Origin of the sequence: Wolbachia endosymbiont (group A) of Bibio marci, from assembly GCF_947251645.1 — a bacterium.
Taxonomy (GTDB): domain Bacteria; phylum Pseudomonadota; class Alphaproteobacteria; order Rickettsiales; family Anaplasmataceae; genus Wolbachia.
Genome location: NZ_OX366364.1, coordinates 1,321,566 through 1,346,384, shown reverse-complemented (window position 1 = coordinate 1,346,384; position 24,819 = coordinate 1,321,566). Strand labels below are relative to the sequence as shown.

At 34.9% G+C, this 24,819-nt stretch carries 22 protein-coding genes and 1 pseudogene; 13 read left to right on the top strand and 10 right to left on the bottom strand.

The features are described from left to right. Positions 1–269 precede the first annotated feature (269 nt). Positions 270–1,721 (top strand): annotated as a pseudogene (gene terL / locus OPR48_RS07200) (phage terminase large subunit). Between the two features lie 340 nt (positions 1,722–2,061). Here the strand turns inward: terL and OPR48_RS07195 are convergent. Together OPR48_RS07195 and lipB are read right to left on the bottom strand one after the other, a co-directional pair. Continuing rightward, entirely contained in the window at positions 2,062–3,063 is a 1,002-nt protein-coding gene (locus OPR48_RS07195; protein WP_265026663.1) for an LD-carboxypeptidase, read from the bottom strand. Between the two features lie 242 nt (positions 3,064–3,305). After that, positions 3,306–3,923, bottom strand: coding sequence for a lipoyl(octanoyl) transferase LipB (gene lipB / locus OPR48_RS07190; RefSeq protein WP_265026035.1), 618 nt, complete (start codon positions 3,921–3,923; stop codon positions 3,306–3,308). 251 nt (positions 3,924–4,174) lie between these two features. On the opposite strand from lipB, the gene OPR48_RS07185 reads away from it, so the two are divergent. From OPR48_RS07185 to OPR48_RS07175, 3 genes are all read left to right on the top strand, one after another. After that, positions 4,175–4,408, top strand: a complete 234-nt coding sequence (locus OPR48_RS07185) for a DUF6290 family protein (RefSeq protein ID WP_010081986.1) — start codon at positions 4,175–4,177, stop codon at positions 4,406–4,408. After that, positions 4,384–4,647, top strand: coding sequence for a type II toxin-antitoxin system RelE family toxin (locus OPR48_RS07180; protein ID WP_320109941.1), 264 nt, complete (start codon positions 4,384–4,386; stop codon positions 4,645–4,647). Before OPR48_RS07185 ends, OPR48_RS07180 begins: the two co-directional genes overlap by 25 nt. Positions 4,648–4,882: 235 nt before the next feature. Continuing rightward, complete coding sequence (locus tag OPR48_RS07175) at positions 4,883–6,076, top strand: phage portal protein (protein ID WP_265026034.1); 1,194 nt, start codon at positions 4,883–4,885, stop codon at positions 6,074–6,076. Between the two features lie 54 nt (positions 6,077–6,130). Here the strand turns inward: OPR48_RS07175 and OPR48_RS07170 are convergent, their stop codons facing one another. After that, on the bottom strand, positions 6,131–8,674 hold the full coding sequence (locus OPR48_RS07170) for an AsmA-like C-terminal region-containing protein (RefSeq protein ID WP_265026662.1): 2,544 nt from the start codon (positions 8,672–8,674) through the stop codon (positions 6,131–6,133). Between the two features lie 150 nt (positions 8,675–8,824). On the opposite strand from OPR48_RS07170, the gene OPR48_RS07165 reads away from it, so the two are divergent. The 8 genes from OPR48_RS07165 to OPR48_RS07130 all read left to right on the top strand — a co-directional run bounded on the left by OPR48_RS07165 (position 8,825) and on the right by OPR48_RS07130 (position 14,516). After that, positions 8,825–8,956 carry a hypothetical protein gene (locus tag OPR48_RS07165; protein ID WP_265026033.1) on the top strand — a complete coding sequence of 44 codons (132 nt, stop codon included), beginning with the start codon at positions 8,825–8,827 and terminating at the stop codon, positions 8,954–8,956. Further along, positions 8,941–9,897, top strand: coding sequence for an IS5 family transposase (locus OPR48_RS07160; RefSeq protein WP_265025723.1), 957 nt, complete (start codon positions 8,941–8,943; stop codon positions 9,895–9,897). The genes OPR48_RS07165 and OPR48_RS07160 overlap by 16 nt, the downstream gene beginning before the upstream one ends. Beyond that, on the top strand, positions 9,894–10,028 hold the full coding sequence (locus OPR48_RS07155; protein ID WP_265026032.1) for a hypothetical protein: 135 nt from the start codon (positions 9,894–9,896) through the stop codon (positions 10,026–10,028). Before OPR48_RS07160 ends, OPR48_RS07155 begins: the two co-directional genes overlap by 4 nt. A gap of 385 nt (positions 10,029–10,413) precedes the next feature. Further along, positions 10,414–11,784 (top strand): hypothetical protein, encoded by a 1,371-nt coding sequence (locus tag OPR48_RS07150; protein WP_265026031.1) that lies wholly within the window; start codon positions 10,414–10,416, stop codon positions 11,782–11,784. A gap of 206 nt (positions 11,785–11,990) precedes the next feature. Continuing rightward, complete coding sequence (locus OPR48_RS07145; protein ID WP_265026030.1) at positions 11,991–12,128, top strand: hypothetical protein; 138 nt, start codon at positions 11,991–11,993, stop codon at positions 12,126–12,128. A 212-nt stretch (positions 12,129–12,340) separates the two neighbouring features. Next, positions 12,341–12,463, top strand: a complete 123-nt coding sequence (locus OPR48_RS07140) for a hypothetical protein (RefSeq protein WP_265026029.1) — start codon at positions 12,341–12,343, stop codon at positions 12,461–12,463. Positions 12,464–12,683: 220 nt separating this feature from the next. Beyond that, positions 12,684–13,283: a recombination mediator RecR gene (gene recR / locus OPR48_RS07135; RefSeq protein WP_406831137.1), complete on the top strand. Its 600-nt coding sequence runs from the start codon at positions 12,684–12,686 to the stop codon at positions 13,281–13,283. A 3-nt stretch (positions 13,284–13,286) separates the two neighbouring features. Then, positions 13,287–14,516: a KAP family P-loop NTPase fold protein gene (locus OPR48_RS07130; RefSeq protein WP_265026027.1), complete on the top strand. Its 1,230-nt coding sequence runs from the start codon at positions 13,287–13,289 to the stop codon at positions 14,514–14,516. A 45-nt stretch (positions 14,517–14,561) separates the two neighbouring features. Here the strand turns inward: OPR48_RS07130 and OPR48_RS07125 are convergent, their stop codons facing one another. Further along, positions 14,562–15,194: a hypothetical protein gene (locus OPR48_RS07125; RefSeq protein WP_265026026.1), complete on the bottom strand. Its 633-nt coding sequence runs from the start codon at positions 15,192–15,194 to the stop codon at positions 14,562–14,564. A 69-nt stretch (positions 15,195–15,263) separates the two neighbouring features. After that, positions 15,264–16,562, bottom strand: a complete 1,299-nt coding sequence (locus OPR48_RS07120) for a pyruvate dehydrogenase complex dihydrolipoamide acetyltransferase (RefSeq protein WP_265026025.1) — start codon at positions 16,560–16,562, stop codon at positions 15,264–15,266. A 73-nt stretch (positions 16,563–16,635) separates the two neighbouring features. Here OPR48_RS07120 and OPR48_RS07115 point away from each other — a divergent pair, with 73 nt between their 5' ends. Continuing rightward, the gene (locus OPR48_RS07115) at positions 16,636–17,115 is read left to right on the top strand and encodes an SH3 domain-containing protein (RefSeq protein WP_265026024.1); all 480 of its coding nucleotides are present in this window, start codon (positions 16,636–16,638) and stop codon (positions 17,113–17,115) included. On the opposite strand, the gene OPR48_RS07110 is transcribed toward OPR48_RS07115, so the two are convergent. The 5 genes from OPR48_RS07110 to OPR48_RS07090 all read right to left on the bottom strand — a co-directional run bounded on the left by OPR48_RS07110 (position 17,112) and on the right by OPR48_RS07090 (position 24,799). Continuing rightward, entirely contained in the window at positions 17,112–17,597 is a 486-nt protein-coding gene (locus OPR48_RS07110) for a WBM0748 family T4SS-associated protein (protein ID WP_265026023.1), read from the bottom strand. The genes OPR48_RS07115 and OPR48_RS07110 overlap by 4 nt on opposite strands. Positions 17,598–17,711: 114 nt before the next feature. Further along, entirely contained in the window at positions 17,712–20,693 is a 2,982-nt protein-coding gene (locus OPR48_RS07105) for a hypothetical protein (protein WP_265026022.1), read from the bottom strand. Then, positions 20,674–23,028, bottom strand: a complete 2,355-nt coding sequence (locus OPR48_RS07100; RefSeq protein ID WP_265026021.1) for a VirB4 family type IV secretion/conjugal transfer ATPase — start codon at positions 23,026–23,028, stop codon at positions 20,674–20,676. Before OPR48_RS07100 ends, OPR48_RS07105 begins: the two co-directional genes overlap by 20 nt. A 44-nt stretch (positions 23,029–23,072) precedes the next feature. Continuing rightward, positions 23,073–23,447 carry a hypothetical protein gene (locus OPR48_RS07095; RefSeq protein ID WP_265026661.1) on the bottom strand — a complete coding sequence of 125 codons (375 nt, stop codon included), beginning with the start codon at positions 23,445–23,447 and terminating at the stop codon, positions 23,073–23,075. 101 nt (positions 23,448–23,548) lie between these two features. Beyond that, complete coding sequence (locus OPR48_RS07090; protein WP_265026020.1) at positions 23,549–24,799, bottom strand: hypothetical protein; 1,251 nt, start codon at positions 24,797–24,799, stop codon at positions 23,549–23,551. Positions 24,800–24,819: the final 20 nt, after the last annotated feature.

The window sequence follows — 24,819 nt, the reverse complement described above, 5'->3', positions numbered from 1 at the left end:
ATTTACAAGTATAACAATTAAAGTCTGGATTCCAGTGTCAAGCACTGGAATGACACCGAAGGAGCTACTGGGATGACAGGGGAAGCTGACAACCGTCATCCCGCTGCTTGTTAGCGGGATCTAGAGATACCGCGGCGGTATGACGTAGATTGCTGTCATTCCAGTGCTTGGCACTGGAATCCAGCCTTTATTATGCAGCCACTTGGTTGAAATTAAGTCTTCTGGATCCCAGTGTCAAGCACTGGGATGACATCTTTCAACATTATATCATGAACTTTCTAAAATTCATTGAGTTATGCTTTCAAACGGTGGTGCCGGGGTGTGAGTATAATGATTATCAGTACATAAAAGTCATAGCAGACAGGCTAGAAGCAGTGAGCGTTGGTGAAGTGAGGCGAATAATATTCAATATGCCTCCGCGTTCAATGAAGTCCCTGTGCGCTAGTGTTGCATGGCCCGCATAGATACTGGGAAATCAGCCAACCGCGAGGATAATAGTTGCAAGTTACTCTCGGCTGCTCAGCGAAAAGCACTCACTTGATACAAGGTGCGTAATGCAATCTGGTTGGTATAAAAAGCTATTTCCAGAGGTAGAACTATCCAAAGATCAGAATACCAAATACAAATTCCAAACAGTGCAAAGAGGATACAGAATCGCAACATCAGTTGGAGGAACATTAACCGGTGAAGGTGGTGATTTCATCATCGTGGACGATCCGCTCAGTTCTGCTCAAGCTTTGAGTGAAATGTTTAGAAAGCGCGCTATAAACTGGTTTGATCAGACTCTAGTAACCAGGCTTAACGACAGAAAAAAAGGAGTAATCGTTCTTGTGATGCACAGGCTACATCAGGAAGATTTGACCGGACACCTTCTCTCCAAGCCAAAAAACATATGGCATCATATTTGTTTGCCAATGATTTCTGAAAATAAGCAGGTTATTTATTCAATCAAAAAGCCAATGCCTCCTGTTCCTGTCATCCGAGTAGCTCAGCACTGTGCGACCAGGCGGTTGTATAATAAACCAGCGTCACCTGTAAGGATATTATATTCAAGAGAAGAAGGTCAGTTGCTATATCCCCTCGATGGAGGAAAAGAAGAAGTTGAGATGATAAAGGCTGAACTTGGGAGTTATGCTTTTGCTGCACAATATCAACAAAATCCTCTGCCACTTTCAAGTGGTATAATTAAACGAGAGTGGCTGAAGCGCTATAGAAATTTTCCTGATAGTCTCTCGCATGTAACTCAAAGCTGGGACACTGCAGTTTCAACAAGCAACACTAGCAACTTTAGCGTCTGCACCACCTGGACAAAAGTGGGCAATAAATTCTATTTACTCGATGTATATCGCGCAAAGCTTGAGTATCCAAAGCTTAAAGAGCAAGTTCTATCACTAGCTGCAAGATGGACGCCACACGCAATTTTAATCGAAGCGAAAACAAGTGGTCAGCAATTGGTGCAAGAGCTAAAGACAAACAGTGATTTACCAATTATCGAAATAGTACCACATGATGACAAACTCACTCGATTTTATCAAATTGTTCCGATTATAGAGTCTGGTAAGGTTTTTCTGCCGCACCAAGCAGTATGGCTGAACGATTTTGAGTATGAGATTTTAATGTTTCCTGAAACTCGACACGATGATCAAGTGGATAGTACCGTGCAATATTTGCAGTGGGTGAGAGATAGTAGCTCTAGGGTCGCAGCTTTACGGGCATTGTGATTTGAGTCTACCAGGTCCAAGTAGTCAGCTACTTGCATGACACCCTGACAACCGTCATCCCGCTACGTGTTAGCGGGATCTATGCTAAAAGATACCACGGCGGTATGACGTAGGACTGCTGCTTGTTAGCTGATGAGATACCGCGAATGAATCGCGGTATGACGGTTCGCGGCGGCATGACGATAAGGTTTATACCTTGTCATTCCAGCGCGTGACGCTGGAATCCAGCCTTTATTATGCAGCCTGCTTGGTTAAAATTAAGTCTTCTGGATCCAAGTAGTCAGGGCACTGGGATGACAATTACCTTAACAATTTCAAAAGAAGCCTAGTGAGCTATCAGCTATGTGTAGCTAACATTCTGCACGTCCATAAAAAACAAACCTTCTTTTTCGTCTTGAACGCTAATAATAGCGTGAGTGTTAAGAGGTAAAGGGTCATTTGTATGTCTATGGCCTACCCCTTTCATTGTAAATACAGGAAAGTTAACACTTTTTGCAAACCTTTCTTTTACAACTTCAACAAGATTATCATTATAACAGTTAACGAAATCCCCAAAGATTACTGCATGTACTCCATCAAAGATGTGGGCTTGCTTTAAGTGATCTAAACTGCGCTCTATTGCGTATGGGTAGACTCTTATGTCCTCTAAAAATAGAATTTTACCTTTCGCATTTATTTGCCAAGCAGTTCCTATACTGTTTTCAACTAAAGTCATATTACCACCGATGATTTTAGACTCTAATCTGCCATCTTTTAGTCTAATGCCATTATTTATCATTTTTAGGTTATCAAATCTGATAGAATCCCGCTTGTTAAGAATTAACTCTTTCAATTTTTCAACAGAGCTTTCAGAAACGGAGTTATTTACTATCATTTCCAACATGGTACCATGAAGAGTTTGCCAATCATATTTGACTTGTAGATAGATGTGCAAGGCAGTTATATCGCTATAGCCTATGAGGATTTTTTTGTTTTGAGCAATCCTTTCTTTTTTATCATTGGGTAACTTTTCTAGATAGGGAATTAACCGAGAAGCCCCTTCTCCTCCTCTGATACACCAAATTATTTTACTATCATTAGTTAGTGCATTAATCAAATCATTTGCTCTGAATTCATCAGAGTTGGAATAAAATGGATTATCATTACTATATATTTTCTCCGAAATATGGGGATTAAAATCCAAAGCTTCTACATACCCTTTTATGGTAGTCAGATCTGATTCTTTTCCTTTCGAAGAAGGAGCAATAATATCAACTTGGTCGATTGCATGAATACCTGTGTTAGCACCATAGCTGTACGAACATTCATTTTTGAAGGTAAATTGCACAGCAAATGGTGTCATTCTAGTGCTTGACACTGGAATCCAGAAATTTTGCTTATAACTGAGCTGATGAGCTAAAGGTAGTTGTCTTACGCTAAAACAAACGTTTTTAATTAAGTTGCATAGAAGCTGGATCCCAGTGTCTGGGCACTGGGATGACACCCCACTGGTGGGAATTGCTCCCAAACTACAACGTTTGTACAGTTGTGTGTTAGCACATAAAGTGAGAATGAAATATAAAAGATAAACAATAACGGAGTACATTAAAATATCTTATAAAATTCTTTTTTTAGTATATCATCCAATTCAAAGAGTGGAACTTTCACTCCTAGTTCTTCCATTGACGTGACGCCATAATCTTGCAGTCCACAAGGAATAATACCCTTATAATGAGAGAGGTCTGGAAAGACGTTAAGCGCTATGCCATGATAAGTTACCCATTTTCTTAAACGGATACCAAAAGCTGCAATTTTTTTTTCTACTCCGTTATGGTTTACCCAAATACCTATTCTATCCTCTTTAAATTCTCCAAGTATATTAAATTGCTTTAAAACATTTATTATCCACTTACTTAGGTCTCTAATATATAGCTTTATGTCGCATTTATTTCTTTTTTTAAGGTTTAACATTAAATATATGATGCGCTGTCCTGGACCATGATATGTGTGTTTACCACCCCTTCCTGTTTTATATATAGGAAATAGTTTTTCAACAATATCATCATCTGTTGCGCTAATTCCCGCTGTGTATAGTGAAGGGTGCTGGAGTAGCCATACCAATTCGTCTGCTGAATTATTGTAAATTTGTTGAATTTTTTCTTCCATAGATTTTACGGCACAGTTATAATCAATAAGCTGATTAGATATTAGCCATTCTGTCATATTCTATTTCTTTTTTTTTAGTATAGCAGTTCGTTTTTTCCTGTTATTCCAGTGTGTGACACTGAGCGCAGCCTTTCTTATTCCTAATATACTTAATACTAACTTCTGTGCTATTTCTCCTTAACAAACATAGTACATGACAAATGTTTAATTGTTTGTCAATACAGGTCCTCTTTACGTATAGGCAACTTTTTTTATTGAAAAATTCAGAAAAATGTTGTATAATTATTAGTAGATTTTAGGTAAAATATATGGCAAACTCAAAATTTAGCATAACTTTCAACAACGAAATTTCAGAGTGTCTTGCTGGACTGGCTAAAATAAGAAATAAGTCCATTAAAGAACTAACAGAGAAGCTAATACAAGAAGCAATTGAAAATGAGGAAGATAAAATACTAATTGAGCGTGCTGCTAAACGTAATGTTTCAGGTGTAAAGAAAATTAGAAGTGAGGATGTAGACTGGAATACAATATTATCTTCATAGAAAGCGTTCTTGAGAAAGACCTTCCAGCTCTTCCAAAAACAATAAGATTAAGGATCATAAATGCGATAAATAAGCGCCTTACAATTGATCCCATTAACCTTGGTGAGCCATTATATTACAGATTTAAAAGACAAAGAAGATTAAGGGTAGGTGATTATCGCGTTATCTATTCCGTAAATATTATAAAATATGAAGTGGTTATCACAGAGATAGGACACAGAAAAGATATTTATAAGTAAGTACATCATATAAACATTAAATATATTTTTACTCCTTCCTGATTCATTTTCTACCTTAGGTGGCTTCGCTCAGCTCAAAAAAAAAGCTCATTCTTTTTGCTACCCCTTATTGTGCCTGCCATTTAACTACTGTGTAGAGATTGCTCTCAAACATAATGTTCGTACGTTAGTATATCCTTCCTGTGACACCAATTGATATAATTCTACCACAAATTCAATTTTTTAGGAGGCACATATGAATTTCAACATCTTTCAAAGAAAAAAAAGCGCAGTATTTACTAAATATTCTGCTTTGCAACTAATGATGGAGCCAAGTTGGAGTAAGCGTGATTATGTAAGTTTTGCTGAGGAAGGTTACATAAAAAATGTTATTGCCTTTCGAGCAATCAATATGATTGCAAGTGCTGCATCTTCGGTACCTTTTACTCTCTGCCGGCTTACTGATCAGGGGAAATCACAATTAAAAGTTCATCCATTACTGAAATTACTTTATTCTCCTAACCCAATGACATCAAAATCGGAATTTATTGAGGGAATTGTAACTTATCGGTTAGTTAACGGCAATTCTTATATATTGATGGTTGAATCGCAGAACAATAGAAAACCACCAACGGAGCTTTATCTTCTGCGCCCCGATAGGGTTGAAATTGTTCCAGGGAGAAATAACGTTCCTTATAACTATCGTTATGCCATAAATAACAATAGTTATGACTTTAAAGTTGATAAACTAACTGGATGTTCAGCAGTGTTGCACCTAAAGACCTTTAACCCTTTGAATGATTGGTATGGGTTATCACCAATTGAAGCAGCCGCGTACAGTATAGATCAACATAATCAGGCGGGTGCTTGGAATCAAGCGATGTTGCAAAATGGGGCAAGACCAAGTGGTGCAATAGTTGTGAAATCAGCGAAAGATGGAAGTGGTGGAAGTTTAAGTCAAGAGCAGTACCAACGCTTAAAAGAGCAAATAAATGATCATTATTCAGGTCCTGTCAATGCTGGAAGACCGATATTGCTTGAAGGAGGCTTGGAGTGGAAAGAAATGAGCTTATCGCCAAGGGATATGGATTTCATTGAGTCCAAACACAGTTCAGCCCGCGATATTGCCCTGGCTTTTGGTGTCCCGCCGCAGTTGCTTGGCATACCAGGTGATAACACTTATAGCAATTTAGTCGAAGCACGCTTATCCCTCTGGGAACAGACGGTTTTACCGACGCTAGAAAATATTATCTGTCACCTGAATTCTTGGCTGACACCAAGATTTGGTGAAGATCTGTGCTTGTCGTATGACAAAGATGCAATAGAAATTCTCATGGAAAAGAGACAAAAGTTGTGGAAATACGTAGAAAATGCAAGCTTCATGACGCTCAACGAAAAAAGAGAAGCATTTGGCTTGCCACCATTGCCAGGTGGTGATGAGTTAGGTTAAGTTTGTATCCGTTCAGATGAGTTCATTGTCCCCTAAACCGTACGCCTAAGTAAATCAACCATTTCTCTTGCTAACTAAAGCGGTGAAGATTTGGTCTACATCAAAACTCATCTTAGGACGCCAAATAGGGCCATCCAAATGCATATCGATATAGATTGGATTACTGTGGTTTGGCGGTATGAAAAAGAACCTGAATATAGAAGCTAAAGCGAAGTTAGATAAGGTTAAATTAGAAGAGATTGACCCTGATGCTTGATCAATCCCGAATTGTAAACTAGTTGAACATATACCACTCTTAATGCTTGCTTTTCCGCTAATATTTTCAAAAAATGTCTTGCCATTATATATATCAACATAAGCAAATGTGGAAATTTCAGATTTATTCTTACTGCTTAACAAATTAGTGATAAATGAATTAAAATCCACATTAGTAAATTCTATTCCCTGCGCTTGTAAATTTACATCTCCTGATAAGTTACTAGCCCAATCATGAAAACTTTTTCCTTGAGTTTTGATTTCACCATTTAAGCTTACCTGACCATTTACATTGTCAATTCCTATAACCTTACCAATCTTTTTAGTGTCCAAATTTACAATAGAAAATCTTGTATTCATTGAATCTGATCTTAAATAACCCTGAAAAAACACTTGCCCGCGTTCTAATACGTAACTTGCCTGCCTGATAGTGATAGTGTTGTTTCTCATTACCGCATCCAAATTAAAATCTTTCAAAACATTCTGCTCGGTTTTAAATTCTGTAGTATTGATTTGCACATTTGCATCAAAGCCTTTTTTGTCATCCAAAAAATCAAGCTGCTTTGTTGACCATTGAATTTGATCTATCTCATTTCTTGAATTTCTTTTTACCTCTACTAAATTCGGTAATTTAAAGATATTTCCATTAAATTTACTGCCCGTAAGGTTCACATCTAATAAAGGTTTGGCGTATTTTTGATCTACTAATATTTTTGCATTACCGGTAATATCGAAATCTTCTCCAGATAGTTTTATTTTATCTGCAACTAGCTTACCTTTTTCCATTTTCAGCAAAAAATCTAAATTTTTAATTTTCGTATCATTCAATGTAAGGTTATTAACACTGGCCTTTATATTTGCATCATACTGAAAATTTTTCAGCCATTGCATTTTAGATAAACTGCTAAATAATGAATGATCATATTTATCTGCATCAAGATTATGCATGCTAAATTCACCATTGATCACATTGTGTTTTTTTGTGTGGCTTACTCTAATTGACCCTTGCAAGGATTCCTTATTATTTAGCAGTCTAATGTCTGAGATAGATAATATTCTTGGTGCAAGGTGCAGTTTAGAACTTAGTGTAAATTGATTTTTCTGGTTTTCTTTCATCTTTATAGAAGGGAAAAAACATGAAATGAACGACTCAAAATCATTTCCTTCTACTAACAAATCACCGTTGAATTCAGATAGGGCATTATTGTTTGAGATCTCTCCTGATAAATAAGATATATTATTGATTCTAGGAAATTTGAGAAGCGTATTAACTTTTACTTTGCCATCAGTGGATTTTAGTACAGCACGGAAGTTGTCCAATATTTTGTTTTGATATTGAATGTTAGAAGCTTCCATATTAAAATTTAAGCTCAAGTTCTTTGGCACAACTGCTCTAAAACATTCCAGAAGGTCTTTTATATTCGTTGTTTTTTGTGAATTGTCTTGTATGTAATCTAAGTCAACTTTACTGAAGCTAATATTGAGATTAGTGTGATCGCCTTTTCTATCATTTTGTATTGTACCACTGGCTTGCATGCTTTTGGAATCAATTTTTAAGTCAGTTGCCGTAAACTCACTTTCATTAAGACTTATATTGGATGATATCTTGATATTTTCGCTAGGAATAACACAAGAGAGAAAGCTAAGATTAATGATTTTTGCTAAATCACTCACAGAACCGGAACTGTTATTAATTGTTAATGTTAAATTACCCTGGAGTTCTTCTTGATTTCTATTACCTGTAAATAGCAAATTTACAAAATTTGATTCAACACTAATGTGTACATTCTTTTTTGTGATATCAACCTTTCCTGAAAAATCGTAATTATTATCACCTACCTTTACTTTACCGGAGAATTGCCTATTTTTTTTCACAGCAACCTCCTTTATGTTAACAATATCAGCGAAATCACTCTTAAAACTTACTTGGCTGTCTTTTATTACTATATCGACTGTGTTACCACTGGCTTTTGTATTTATAATATTAAGTAAATTTTCTTTGTTGCTTTTCATACCAAACAATGTGATTGACTTTGGTTGCAACGAAAATAAAAACAACGATAGGAGTGACGGTTTTACCTCAATTTTTCTTACACTAATTAAATCTGACAACTTTTGCTCTTTATTTTCGTTGTATTGTATATATACATTATAGATAGTGAGCTTTGGGGTAATCAATGAAACTTTAACTTTCCCTCCAATATGCACTTTAGCATCATACGTCCTCTCCAACTCTTTTATGATATATTTCCTGTAGCCACTCCAATCCTTAAAAGTTGCAGCAACGTGCATGAGAATTAATAGCAACGAGATTGATAATATGGCGTATAAAGAAAGTTTCATAGTAGACCTCTCATTCCAGCATCCTTTCGTCTTGTCATCCCAGTTCACCTTTTTCCTGTCATCCCAGTGCTTGACACTGGGATCCATCTTATTTTCATCATGGACATTATTTCAGCGTATGCTCCTAGAATCTGTTGTCTATTGCATAATTTGCAAATATTTTTATATCTGGATCCCAGTGGGCTTTGTTGCATAGCAACCGAAAAAATCTGGTGGCTACTGACAAAATTCATTATAAATAACCATTTAACTGTTGAAGAAAAAATATGCCACAGAAAATGAAAGTCAGTAACCAAAATGAATATAACAAATTTCTCCAGGAAAGAGGAAATATTTTTCATTATATCAATGAAGCCATAGAAAATTGGTATGAAAATAGTCCAAAAATGCAAGGCGGCAACTATATTTACAGTGATAAAGTTGTGATTTTGGTGCATATAATTGTCAATCTTTTTAGAATTGGTTTAAGACAAACGGTGGGGTTTATAAAAGGATATATGCAACAAATAGGAAGAGATTTAGCAGTTATCAGCTATTCACAAGCATCAAGAAGGTTTAAGAAACTTAATATTAAGATCAATGATTGCAGAATTGATAAAAATAATATGGAAGACATCGAAATTGCTATAGATAGTACAGGTATCAGCATTTACAACAATACCCCTGGTCACAGCAAGGAAAATAGCGCTAACAGAAAATATCGTGGCTATGAACAGACAAGAAAATTGCATGTAATGTTGAATATAAACAGCAAAAAAGCCATAGCTGTAAAATACAGTAACGGTGTCTACTCTGATCACTATGGAGCTTGCGATTTGCTTAAAGAAGTTAATTTTCAGCATGTCATAAAAGCACTATATGCAGATAGGGCATATGATAGGCACAAGTTTTACAAATTGTGTCACGAATATGATATAAAGGCAAAAATTCCACCAATAAACAATGCGGCAGAACATCCAGAAATAGATTATATGTCTGACAGAAATGCTGCTATTAGGTTAATAAAATTATACGGTGAAGATGGCGTGAAAGAATGGAAAAAAGAAGTAAATTATGGGAAAAGATCTTATATTGAAGGGTTTTTCTCAAGATTAAAGCAAATATTTGGATTCAGCTTTAGGAATAAATCCGAAGTAAATCGCGAAAAAGAATTGCTGATTAAGTGCTATTTGCTTAATCAATTTACTGAAATTGGTATGGCTAAATTTGAAATGGCTACATGATATTTATCGTAAATTACTACCAGTATAAGGTGCGATGCAACAAAGCCATCCCAGTGTCTGGGCACTGGGATGACACCTCTGGGCACTGCCGTCATAAAGGAACCAGTGTCAGCTACTTGAATGACAGCTAGCCTGACAATCGTCATCCCGCTGCTTGTTAGCGGGATCTAGAGATACCGCGAATGAATCGCGGTATGACGGTTCGCGGTGGGATGAAGTAGGACTGCTGTCATTCCGCTACTTGTTAGCGGCTAAGAGATACCGCGGCGGTATGACGGTGTAGATGATGGTTAAGTATCCCGCTGCTTGTTAGCGGCTAAGAGATACCGCGGCGGTATGACGGTGTAGATGATGGTTAAGTATCCCGCTGCTTGTTAGCGGATGAGATACCGTGGCGGTATGACGTAGGGAAATCTTACTTATGTAGCTATAGTTCTACATGAATTACAAAAGTAATATTTACTAGATCTTAATATTTTAGATCTATATTTTAACAAATAATGAGCTGTAATTAGTATGAATGATCCATTTAAAAGTGAGAACTATAAAAAAAATCTCGACTCCTTGATAGAAGCTATAAAGCTGAAAAACATTGGTGAACAATATAATAAAACAGTGAGGGATTTATCCCAAACATTAGAGAGTTTTACAGATAAGGCAGAAGATGTAGCTAAGTTTGTTATATGTAGTGACTTGAATAATTATATAGAACCGGTGAACAAAAAGCCATCAGGTTTTTTTGGAATATTCAAGAAAACATTTAATAAAATCTTGGGAAAAGATACTTCAATTCAGGATAACGATATAAGAAATTTTGCTAATGATAAATTGCCCAGTCTTGCTGAAAAAATAACATTCGAATACCTAAATGTTTTAAAGAAAATTTCAGATTTAGAGCAAAGTAAAAAAAATCAGGAGGAACATAGATTGTATGGAGTGAACTTAGAGGATAGAACAGCGTCAAAGCAAGAAGAAAATCCTTTATATGAGCAGAGAGAAGATTTAGGCTATGGAAGTTCATTAGATAAAGAGCATGAATATGAAGACATATCAAATTATCAAGAGAAAAAGCAAAAGGAAAATCCTTTATATGAGCAGAGAGAAGATTTAGGCTATGGAAGTTCATTAAATGAAGAGTCTGTATACGAAGAGATATCAAATTATCAAGAGAAGAAAAGTAAAATTTTAATAGAAAATTCGCAGAGTTCAAAATCGCCCAAAGAAGAGCCAATTTATGCAACAGTTTCTAAAGAACATACAGAAGCAAAAAGAGAACGTAAGCAGAAACAACAATCTCAATCCCTCGTACCACCAAAACCACCAAGAGCACCGCAAGTACCAAAAAAAATGTTTACTACTGGTCAAGAAGTTAGACAAAAATCGAAAGTGGTAGTCAAAGATAAACCTGCAGTACCGCCAAAGCCTAAAAATCTAAGCCAAAAAGTAAACACAGAGCCAAAAGTAGTAGGGAAAAAATCAGTTGAAAGTAAACCTACAGTACCACTAAAATCTGAAAATCAAGACAATAGGAAATCAGCACAAAAAGCTGCTGGTAAGGCGATACCAAAAGTAGCAGCAGCTACTATGAAAGGAGGAGCTAATCGCGAGATGGGCAGTAAAGTAAAGGCATTAAAAGAAAAATTTGAGCAAAATCAAGTAAAAGGAAATGCTAATGTACGGCTTGCTGAAAGCAAAACCACCCCAGCAGCACAAGCGGATATCGGTGTGAAGAAAAAACAATCTCATTCATTTCCAACAGGAAATAAAAGATCTGCAATGAATCACCTAACAGCAGCAAAATCTCATGTCAGCAAAAATTCCCTTCTCACGCATGCAAATGTAAAGGAAATGGTTGCACAAATTGAGAAAGGAAAAGGAGGAAGATAGTAACATTTGGGAATGTTTAAAAAAAACATATGTGTCAAGTCAAGAGATTGTGAGCAAACTTAGGAAATTATAGCTAAACTGACTTAGATTTACTGACAATTTGAAAAACCGTCATTCCGCTGCTTGTTAGCGGCCGAGATACCGCGATGAATCGCGGTATGACGTAGAGCTCGCGTTAGCTATACTTTTATACTCACCAACTCAGTTTGCTTGCTCATAAGCAAACTTTCCTGGATCCCAGTGGACTTTGTTGCATCGCTACTTATGAAAGGCTAACTATAGTTAGGATTATAAGCAACTTATTGAAAATCTTGTTTTTTTGCAATCAATCTGATCAAATTTAAGAATAGTAATTTATTATTTATATTAATAAATTTAATTCTATTGAAAATAGCTAAAGCATTGAAATTCTTGAATTTTAGCCGGATTAGTGAGTGGTAGTGAAATTTCTTTTACTCAAATTTAGGTATTCACTGACCGTTCTTGTTATAAATACCAGAATAATAAGCTACTGATATTCTCTATCTTTTTTATCTTTAATCCATCATAGCTAGCGATGCAACAAAGCCATCCCAGTGTCAGCTACTTTCATGACACCATTCTTTCTTCTGGATTCCAGACTGGAATGACACCGTCTTGGATGGAAAGGCTGGATCCAAGTAGTCAGCTACTCGGATGACAAAGGAGAGCTACTCGGATGATACCTTTTTTCTACTTAGTTTGGGTTATGCAAGAAGTTTATTATAATCAGGCTTTAAGTATGCGGAAGTAATTTTTTGCGTTAGAGTAAAAAATTTTTTCTATAGCTAATCAAAGTGGATCAAGAGAAACTTACCACTTTCTTTACAAAGGGTTTGATGTTACCATTTTACTGCCTATTCTGAATTTATTGAATGAACATTAACATAAAAAATCTAGTTCATGCTTTCTCTAAATTGCCAAGTTTAGGGCCATCATCATCACGCAGGTTAGTTATACATTTACTCCAAAATAAAGAAAAAGTTATGCTACCACTTGCATCTTTGATTAAAGAGCTAGCAGATCTTATAATAGAGTGTGAAGTTTGCGGAAATCTAGATACTAAGTCACCTTGTTCTATTTGTATTAACCCAAAACGTGACACTAAGTTACTGTGTGTAGTAGAAGAATTGGGTGATCTATGGGCGTTTGAAAAAGGAAATATATATTCAGGTTTATACCATGTTTTGGGTGGCAGATTGTCTGCAATAAACGGCATAGGTCCAAAAGAACTTAACCTTGATACTATTCTGGAAAGAGTGACGGAGTCTAAAATTGAAGAGATAATTATCGCAATTAATCCGACATTAGAGGGCCAAGTTACTGCACAATATATAATTGAATTGCTAAAAAACTTGAATGTGAAAATATCACGTCTTGCTTGCGGCATACCAATGGGCGGAGAAATTGACTACCTAGATGAAGGAACGCTGAGGATAGCACTTACTTCAAGACAAGAATATGAGTTAAATATAAAATAAGGTATGTGCTTTAAAAAACTTGTATCGTTAATAACGTTCAAGAAGAAAGAAACAGCACCACCACTTAAAGTGGTGGCTTGGGAAAATGACCGTCTAAACTATAAGCAATTTTCAGGTAAATTCAACACTATAATTAAAACAATTGATAAGTCTTTTACAATAATATCTTTAGAAGGATATGATGGATGGGGCAAGACGTTTTTTTTGAAAGAATGGGTAAAAGAGCTAAAGCAACAAAATGAAATTGCAGCTTATTATAGCGCATGGGATATCAATGCACTGGATCAACCGCTTCCTTCTTTTTTAAATTTCCTATTTGAAGATTTATTTGCATCGTATAAAGTAAAAAGAAGCGTTATACAACAGTTCAAGAACATAAACAAAGAACTGTTTTCTCTAAACACAATAGGAAAGCTGATCAGTAAATCTCCACTTGCTATGCTTTCAGTATTTCTTGATGCTGCAAAAGAGGCTGATAAAAAAGACATAGGTTTTGTCTTGAGTGAATTAAGTCTTCTCCAAAGAAGAAAAGAGAGTACTAGAGATTTTAAAACACAGTTAGCGGATGTGGTTAATAAAATCAGAAAAGACAAAAACATTTATATAATGGTGGATAATCTTGATGTGTGCCGTCCTAAATTCGTTGTCGATTTTTTGGAATCTATAAAGCATATGCTTGATGTGGAGGGGCTGGTTTTCATTATTTCTGTAAGTAAAGATAAGAGTAATGTACAGAGAGCAATCAGCACAATACTTGGACCGAATTTTGACCTAAAATCTTTTACTAATCTCTTTTTACATTTACCAAAACAACCGATAGAAAAATTTACAAAAGAACTATTTGAAAATATTAAATTACCGAAAAAATCAAAAAATTTGATTATAGATAGTTTTATACTTTATGCAGAAAGCCTATCACTATCGCTGAAAACAATAGAATATTGCGCAAAAAAAATAAAACTATGTCTTCTGAATTATATAAAGGAAGAACTACCTGATCCGAATTTGTTTGCATTTTTGGTAATACTGCAATCAATAAATATTGATATATATGAGGAACTAGATTCCTCATGTCAAAGATCCTTGGAAAAAATTGAAAATGAATATAAATCTTTAATTTTAACCCACATAAATGGTCAAGAGGAATGGGAAAAACTTAAAACCTCTCTAGAAGCTGCTTTTGCAGAGAAGGAGTCAAAAATTAACAAAGCTATAAAGGACATAATATTTTAAAAAGATACCCTACCTTTGCATATACAAGGATAGGGTAACATTTGATTAACGCCCTTTTACTATGTCACTACCTTGTTCAAACTTTCTGATTAATTCGCTTACATTGACATTAGATAATTTTTTACCTGCAGATTTGTCATTATGTGAAGCATCAGGTTTATGAAGGTCCTCCTTACTGTTACTCCTAGTAATATTACATCTAACAATGTTTGAATTATTAGACTTATCGCTTATATCTGAAATATTACTTTTTTCACTGTACGAAGACGAGTTGCTCGACATATTGTCTAAACTAAAACGCTTTTTACCTTGATAGATTGGATTCCAATCAAGAGGATTATAAGCTTTAGCTTTTTTATCAAGAGTACTGCTACTAACATCGCTGATACCACTATCCCCTAAATCGCGGCGTTGTTTGTTAGAAGTGCTATGAATGTTGTCTTCCATGAGTTTTTGCATTGTTGGGCCAAATGTTCTTCCAAGATTGCTACTCACTGTTTTATTACTATCATTTGCTTGGAAATGAGATGCATTTTGCTCAAAAATTGCTCTTATTCCAGCAAATTTAGCTTGGGAAGATTTCGGAGGAACAGGTGGGGCAACCATGCCTTTTGAATTAACCTTTCCTTCATTTTTAGGAAAAATTTTTGGATTACTTTTTTCTACTGTAGTATTCATTTTTTTACCTCTAAGCCTATTAACTAGTAGAATTATAAACTTAGAGGTATTAATTTTGTAATAACAATGCTAATAGGTTACCGCGGTTTCAATAAACATCACCAGAGGATTCTCTATATAATGCTTAAAGGCATTTAAAAATTTTGCTCCTAATGCTCCATCAACTGCTCTATGGTCAACAGAAAGTGTTACTGTCATTATCTCAGCTATCTCTATTTTTTCATTTATAACTATTGGTTGTTTTTTGGATGCACCAACTGCCATAATGCAAGATTGCGGCGGATTGATTATAGCACTGAAGGCTTTTATACCAAACATTCCTAAATTAGAAATAGTAAACCCACCTCCTTGAAACTCTTCAGGTTTCAATTTTCCAGATCTTGCTCTGCTTACTAAATCTTTCACTTCTTTTGATATAGATAAAATACCCTTTTTATCAGCATTTTTTACTATAGGAGTAATTAGTCCATCTTCAAGTGCTACTGCGATTGAAATATCTACATTCGAGTATTTAAGTATTTTATTATCTATCCACGAAGAATTTATATCAGGAAATTTTTTCATACTGAAGGCCACAGCTTTTATTACTAAGTCATTGATTGTTACTTTATTGTTTTCATCTGCTGAGTTAATCTCGTTTTTTAACGATATTAACTTATCAACCTGGCAGTCTATAGTTAAATAAAAATGTGGAACATTCTGTTTTGATTCAGTCAGGCGCTGCGCTATCACTTGGCGTATGTTGCTTACTTCAACTATGGTATCTTTCTCAGGACTTTCAGTGTGTATACCACTGCCTAAAGACTCCAACACATCAGCCTTAATTATGCGACCATATGGTCCTGTACCTTTTAATTGCTGCACATTAACCCCTTCATTTTGAGCTATTTTCTTAGCTAATGGGCTTATTTTTATTCTACCTTCTGTTGTCTTAGTATCTTCTTCTTTTCTAGATCCCAGTGTCAAGCACTGGGATGACACCGAAGAATGACTTGTTGGCTTTCCGTTTAAATCTTGGTGTTCTGATTTTTGATTATCAACAGCACTTTTTGTCACTTCCTTTTTAACTGCACTATTGATGGAAGTTGAGGTATAGTTATTAAGCACACTGCTATCTTCTCCTTCTTCCAGCATTAAAGCTATTGGTTGATTTACAGGCACGCCACTTGTTCCTTCTGTTACTAAAATTTTCGCTAAAACTCCTTCATCCACAGATTCAAACTCCATTATGGCTTTATCAGTCTCTATCTCAGCAATTACATCGCCTACTTCAACTTTGTCTTGTTCTTTTTTATGCCACTTTACAATTTTTCCTCCAGTTTTGCTCATTGTCGGTGAAAGAGCAGGCATTAATATTTCTATAGGCATTGATTTTGTATTTAAAGATCTATTCAATTTTTAATTTACTCTTTATCTTATGTCAATCTAATCGTGAATTATGATGAATAAGTCTGTTACACTATCCCTCACGTCATCCCAGTGCGTGACACTGGGCAGTACTATTATCCTATTGTTTTTATTATTTAGCCATAGCTTGTTTGCTAATAACTTTGTTTCAACCAAATCAAATAAGATCAACATGAGGACGGGGCCAGGGTTTCACTATCCTGTAAAATGGATATACACTTGCAAAAATCTGCCCCTGAAAGTGATAGAAGAGTTTGAAAGTTGGAAAAAGGTCTGTGATATACATGAAGACTGCGGATGGATAAAAGGCAATCTGCTTAGTGATAAGCGCTACGCGATTTTAAAAGAAGATACTTATGGATATCAAAAACAGAGTGTAGACAGCAAGATTACTATGAAAATAGACAAGTTCGTTGTAATGAAAATAGAAAAATGCAACGAAGAATGGTGCTTTCTTTCCACCCCAAAACGCAAAGCATGGGTACAAAGAAAGTACATATATGGGATTGATTAGGTTGAAATAGGATCTAGACTAACACTAGTTTCCTGACCTTCTATAGCAGGTGAAGCAGAGGATGCACTGACTTCTTCATGCTCTAGAGACTGTACAGGGCTATCACAGAAACTCCTTAACATCTCCTCAGCGGATGAATCTAAAATTTGTACAATAGACTTTTCACTCTGCTCTTTTAGCGATTGATCCATTCTAGAAATCAACTTAAGAAACTCGCTACCTGATTTTTCAGCTTCACTTTTTATTTTACTTTCTATGCTTGCAATATTATCTTGATCAATTTCTTCTTTTGTTATGTTGAATGAATTTGCAACATCTTGATATCCAATCTTACAATTTCCACAACCAATTATGCAAAAAGCAATAGAATTAGATATTTCACTTGCAGCCCACTTGTGTATAGTGTAAGCCAAATAATTGTCATGGTATTTAATGCTAAATTGTTGTTCTATTAGCTCAGAAATTTTATTCTTTAGAGACATAAAGCACCCTCCCCTTACATTCGTTATACCTTTTTGTTAAGATACACCATTTACTACATGCTTTACTTTAATTAATTATTAAAACAAGAGCATAATTTTCAGAGTTATATCTTTTTACCTTAACAATTCTTTTTTGATTTCCTCTTCAACTTTCTCTCTTATATTCACGTTAAGGTCCTTCGTCGAAAAATCAGTCATAGCTTCAAGATCATATAGATCTCTTGTCACTTTTTCGATAGCATCATCTATTTCTTTTACGTCAAATCCTTTTATAATAGGTCTAATCTTCACATACCCTGGAGAGCCTTTACCATAAATTCCTTCACCAAAAAACCCTTTGCTTTTATCAATGCAACCACCTGCACCAGATCTACTGCTTCTCAAACCACTTTCACACTCTACTGTTTCATACTTGATTTCACCGTTTTCTATATATGCTATTTTATTATCTTCAGTAGACTTCAATGTATCTGCTGTTATGATCCTTTCTTCTAATTTTAAACTCGGTTCATGAATTATTGTGTCCTCATAACCCTTACCACCGTATGTTCTATACTTACCTCCACCTGCAACAGTAATCAGTGGCTCGCAATGATGCTTCTGCGAATTGCACATTTCTATGAAAATAGGTCCTCCGTCCTTGTCTGAGAGGCGACTTTCCCGGTTACCCCCTCCCTCTGTAACTTTCACCTTAATTACAGGATAATTAGGGTCAATTTCCAGTTTAGCTTTAATATAATCGCCTGGCATTCCTGCTCTACTTTCAGTGGAACATACAGAAGATCTGCAGTTAATAGGTGTATCTTTTATATGACCTGCTTCACCACTTCCCCATGCTTCTATTTCAACACGGTCAAGCATTATTGATAAGTCATCTGTATAAACATTTCCATCTTCAGGCTTATAGGATTTTTCACTATTTTTTTCAAGCTCTCGTTTCTTATTTTCAAGTTCTTGTTTCTTATTTTTCAGTTGTTCCTTTATCTTTTCTAATTTCTTTTTGAGATCTTCTAAATCGAACCTACACAATTTATCAGCGTAAAAGACCTCTGTTCTGTTTGCTTTAATCAGTTGATCTTTTAATTGTGTACACTTTTGTACTTCATTTTTTTCATCTCTTAATACTTTACCATCCTTATCTTTACAATCCACTTCCTCATACCTTAAGTAAAATGGCTTACCATCTTCATTTTTATTCAAATATTGTTTTGAACGGCTACACTTTCCATCAAAGCAGATGCAACCATCATCACCTTGCTCACATCCTTCTTTATGCTCTACATCCGTCAATTTGTATACTACTTTCAGTCCTTTACTAGATTTAAATGCGTCGTCTATCTCATCATTTCTTTTTACACAGTAACTGCATTTTCCCTTCTCCTGCTTATTTTCATCGGGGAAGAAAACATACCCTTGCTTATTGAACACTATTTTATCCAACCAATCTTGAGAGCTTTTTAAGAGGTCAACTATTTCCTTGCTTGGAAGATAATAGAACTGATTCGATTCATTTGAATAAACAGCATTGTATTTAGTGTATCTTGTTCCCATTAATTTTAGTGGTATTATTTTATTTTCTCTTTCAAGAACAAACTCCTCTGGTTCTGGCTGCCATCCAGAAAGGCAGAGCATTTTGCTGTTAGAATTTTCGTTATATTTTATTTCTATTTCCGGCTGCCCAGAGTTGTTAAATTCACATTGAATAGATTTGTCTTTTAACTTTTTCTCAAAATCATTCAAACTATAAAAACTTCCGCCTTTAGAACATTTAACTTGCACATCAGGAACATAATCATATTTTTTTAGAACTTCAAACTGGGAATTATTTTTTAATATACCTTCTATAATATCGTTAATATTACTTTTATTGTCACTAGTACTAGTTGTTCTTTCAACTATTCTCGGTTTTACTACTTTTAAAGATAGAGGGCCAATGTTTGTAAAAGAACCAGCATTAACATTAAAAGTACAGGAACCATTACTGTAGGTTCCATGTGCTCTATAAGTACAAGTGTTCTCACTCATCTTCATTCTTATCTTTAACGTGTTACTCTGTTTTCCAGGCGTGTTACTTTTTACTATCTCTACTACTTCAGGCTCCGGAGCAGGTGGTGCAGGAAAACAGCGGACAAACTGTGGATTTTTTTCATCTCTACTTTGAGTTCCACGATATTCAGCGCAGAGCTTATCTTTTTCTCTATAAGTTTTGAAGTAGTACGTGATGCCATCTTTGTCTAAAATAGAGCGCCACTCAGCTTTATCTTCTCCATACCCTTTAGGGAAATCTAATTTTTCTCCAATCTCTCCGTCTCTTCCTTTCAGATCACCAACCATTACCTTAACCTTAGGATCAAAGTAATCATTATCTGTTATAGGAACAATTCTAACTTGTGGAGGCGACATCGCAAGTTGCTCACAGAACGGAGGGGGGGCAGGTGCAAGTGGAATAGGAGCACATTTTATTTTCTCTTGGTAGCAAGTATCACAAACATTTTCCATTCTTCCAAGGCGAAAAATATTTGCTCCTTCACCTACTTTATCAGCCCATTCAAAAATACCACTTATACAAGCCGCTTTTTGGCTACAAGCACATATTTTAGGAGAATTAGCAAACTTCGTTTTTTCTTCATCAGTAACATTATCTACCCACTCCCACTCGAGACCTTTCGCAATTCCTTCCTTAATTTTTCCATCACCTAACATTTTATCTCCTTCCCAGTCGATAAAAACTGCTGCAGAAATTCCAGCACCACTGGTCTGCGTTCCATATATCTGACGGCAGGATGTTTCACTGTATAACTGATAACAATTATTTCCTTCATAATCACAGACTTGAATCTTTGGGTTGAAATAACCATCAATTCCTTGGTCTTTTATTGCTGTCACTTTAATTTCTTTTAATAGATAAGGATCAAATTTCAAATCATCCCACTTGCCAGTAAAGAAGTTCGCAAGACCTTTTCCTATTGAGCTTCCCCCAGCTTCAAGATCAGTACGAGTGTATATATTTTTGCAAGCATCAGAATATCCATTGCTTGCAATTAGCAAAATTAATACTAGAAAAAAAAATTTGGCTTTAAGCTTTACACTTCTCATAAAACACCGGTAACCACTCATTAACTTCTTCCCCTTTTTCTTTTATTGCCTCGTACATATACTTTATAGTCTCTTTGTTAGCTGAAAGTACATGTATTTCTTGCATATTCTCTAAATCTAAATTTAAAGTTACTAATCCTTTGTACTGCTTTATCAAAAATAAACCTTCCTGTGTTGGCGTCTGCAGAATTATATTCAGCTCCTCTTTTGATAAAGAAAATGCCTTCATATATAATCTATTTGCATTGATGTTCGGCATCAAGATTCTTGTATCAACATGTTTATCTAAATATTGAGTAAATTTGCTAGCAAATGCGAGATTTAAATTTTCAGTACTTAAGATTACCACAACATTTAGTTCCGTCATTCTTTGCATCCAGTTATCAAACTCTTTCTCTGTAGGAAAAACATTACTTATCTCCCATGCTTCATCCAAAACAAGTATTGCAGGCGAGCCATCACATTTTGCCTCAAAAGAATATAAAAAATAGTAAAGTATCACGGACATACATTCCTTTTGTTTTGTAAGGTTTGCGGTGTTGAGAGATATAATTTTTGTTTCCCAGTCAATATCTGATTCATCACCATCTTGAAATAAGTAAGCAAACTCACCACCGTCACACCATCTACTTACCTTACCCCCCAAGAGCAAAAGCACCTCAGAAATTTGTGAAATAGAACGTGATTCCTTGGGTATAGCAAATATAGAATTCACAATTTTTCTTATCTTTTCTTCTACGTCCACCAAGCTCGTATCGGCTACCATTCTTTTGATTAGTTCAACCAACATATTGCGATTGGAAGCACTATCTTCAATGTTTAGTGGATTAAATTTTAGGCTTTTGTCCTTATACTTTGGATCGATTATATAATATTTACCACTCACTGCTTTAGTAAAAATTATCGACTTTCCAGTGTTATCCAATATGACAGTTCTTGGGTTAAACTTTCTTGATTCTGATAATAGGAAATTAATGAGTGAAGTTCTGCCTGAATTTGGAGCTCCAAGTATCGTAGTATGGCCATTACTTCTTTTTCCATGGAAATTAAAGAAGTAAGGATTTCTTTTTCTTGAGAAAAAAACTGTTACCGCTTCTTTCCACCTTCCTCCTTTTAATGCACCTGACGTAAAATCATGCAGCATAGCAAAACTGCAAGCATACTTTGCTAATATATTTTTCGGTTGTGTAATAAAAGTAAAATTGCCCGGAAGTTGTGCCCAAAAATGACTTTCCATATGTAAATCAGTTCTAAATATCATGAAGCCAATTAATGACATTATAGAAGATAAATCACTAATATTTTCGGCTAACTTATTCCTATCGTCTGCAAATATTGTAAAAATAATTTTCTGTTGGCAAAAGTCTATACTAGAGGTCTTTTCAAGCTCTATTATTTCTTCAATTCCTGAATTTTTAAGTAAGGTATTATCCTCACTAATTTGCAGCATGTTAATTTGTTTGTTAAATTCTTTTATTGCCTTACTATTACTAGTAAATATCATTATTTCTGTAATGATAAATTCAGATTCAAGCTGCAAGCATCTATCTATATTGCCTAAAGAGATTTCCCGGTATTCCTTTATGCTGAAAATAGAGCCAAATTTCTGTTGACTTTCAAATATTGTTTGAAACGTATTAAAACCAAAAGCTATTTTAAAATTTCTAATATATTGCGACAGGTCCCCTTCATGTATTGGATAATCTTTGTGCGTTAATGTAACAATATAGTGGAGAAATTCTATCATTTCAGAATATATTTTACCTTCACTAAATCTTAGACCCAGTTTTTTAGCTCCAAAAGGTCCTAAATCACTGTGAATTAAGTCAGTTATCTTTTGCAACTCCTGGTGGCTTCCTTGTAAAGACAGCTTATGCTTATTCTTTATTCTATTAAAAAAAAATGAATTATTAGTATGCTTGCCAAAATCGCTAAACAATATTACAATATATAATTCATTTATATACTGTAATTTACTATCAGTAAGTTTATCAAACCGCGCTGAATGTAGCTTATCAGAGAAGTCTTCAGTTTTATTCCATTTTAAGCTCAACTTATTGCGCTTTCTAACGGTATGAATCCAAACGGTAAAATATAGGCTATTAATATTTTTTGATATGCTTTTTCTAATTTCAGTTCTAAGGTCGCTGTAGTTATCAACAGAAGAATAATCTTCTAACTTGATTATTTTTAACAATTCTCCCTGTTTTGTTAGTATGGTTTCTTCATCGTAATGACAAGCATACGGAATGAAATCTAAATCAATGCTTTCTAGTAATGCTAAGTTGTTCTTTTTTTCAAACTTAGAGTTAATCGCTGGTACTTTTAGCTGCATATGCGTATTCAATAAAGATAATTAAAAAAGATAAAAATACTATCTTAATTTTTATCTTTTTTTTCGCTATCGGATTGTAATTTTATATCTTTTGCAAAGTTAAATTTTTCTTTTAAGTAGTCTGTTGCCTTTTCTGTACTACCGAACATCAGGACCAGTACACCAAACATTATCATAAAAAAGATTAGACCTCTGAACACTACTGCAAGTATCACCGCAGCTATACACAACCCTATGATTGTTGAAGGACTCATATTTTCTACAGTATCTTTAATTGAAAATGAAGAAATAAAATTTTTTACCGTTTCTTGTACATCCTTTAACTCATCACTCACCGAACTTGCTTCGCTAGAATATGATGCAAAAATGAAACTTAATAAGGCTATAAAAACCAAAACTTTATTCAATTGAATGCGCATCAACTAAACACCTTTTAAACATTCCTCAAATATAACAACTTTTATATCAATAGGCAAGAACTGAATTCACTTATCCACTACAAGTAACACATATTTAATTTTTACCGCTGTGAACATGCTGTAAGCTCTTTATCATCAACAAGAGGACTCACATTAATGGATATTAATTTACTTGATAGGAAGTTTGAATGCAATTCAGCTACTGCTGCTATAGCAAACACTGCAGCCATAGCAAGTAGTCCTGCTCCTATCAATCCTGATGTCATTGCTCCTGCAACAATGCACCCTATTGTGGAGAGAGCACAACCTGCTACAAATGCAACGTGAAGATTTCTGTTATTGGGTTGGTTTTTAAGTAGGATATCTTTCTTAACTTGATCTGGATTTGCTTGACCATCTGAGTTTTCATTTTCTTGCATTTTTGGCTCTTTTTTTACAGTCTGCTCTGGCTGCACTTGAGTCTCGTTTTCTTTTGGTGATTCCAAATTTGATTCTAATAACTCAGTTTTTTCTCCACCCTCTGGTTGTAAGCCATTATCTTCTTCAACAGAGCTCAATGTTGAGTTTAAACTTTCCTCAGATGAAGTGCTTGCTATTGATGTTAAACTGTTTTTTCTACTATTTATTGGTGATATCGAGTTTTTTTCACTCAGTCCAGGTGAGTCTATTCCACTATCTGAACCACTACCGTTACCAAGCTTAGGAGTTTTTATATTCTTCTTTAATTGCTCCATAACTTTACTATATTTTCTAGATACCTCTTTCGGAATATCTAATTGGCCAAGTATTTTAGTATCACCACTTTTTTTCTCAGCTACATTTAAGGGTGTTTCTTGTGTGTTGTTTTGCTCTTCAATATGTCCTAGCTGCATTTGATCTTCAATATTTTCTTTAACAGCACTTGGTATTGAGCTTACACTGCTGCTCCTGTTAGTAATATCCAAAATTGTTTTTACTATTTTTCCTCTTTTTGTTTGTGGTCTTTTTGATTGTTCTATTCCATTGCCAAATACTGTAGATACAGCTAGTGCTCCTGATTTTATTACTTCATCTTTCAATACAGGAAGAAAGTTTTTGATATAATACTTATAATGTTTTTGATATTCCTCTTGTTTTTTCGGTGATTTTTCTAATTCAATTCGTTCTCTCAGCGATTTTTCTAATTTAGTTAATACCTCAGGGTCAGCCTCTTTCTTGAATAACTCTATGCATTCTTTCAGAGTTCTGTCTTTTTCAGATTGTGGGCTTGGATGTTTGTGCTCTTTTTTTGTTACCTTTTTGTATATAGTGTTGTGCAATTGTTGGTTAATATCTCCTGTATTATTCTGAGATTTTTTTAAAGGACTTAGCATAACATTCCTCCATACATAAT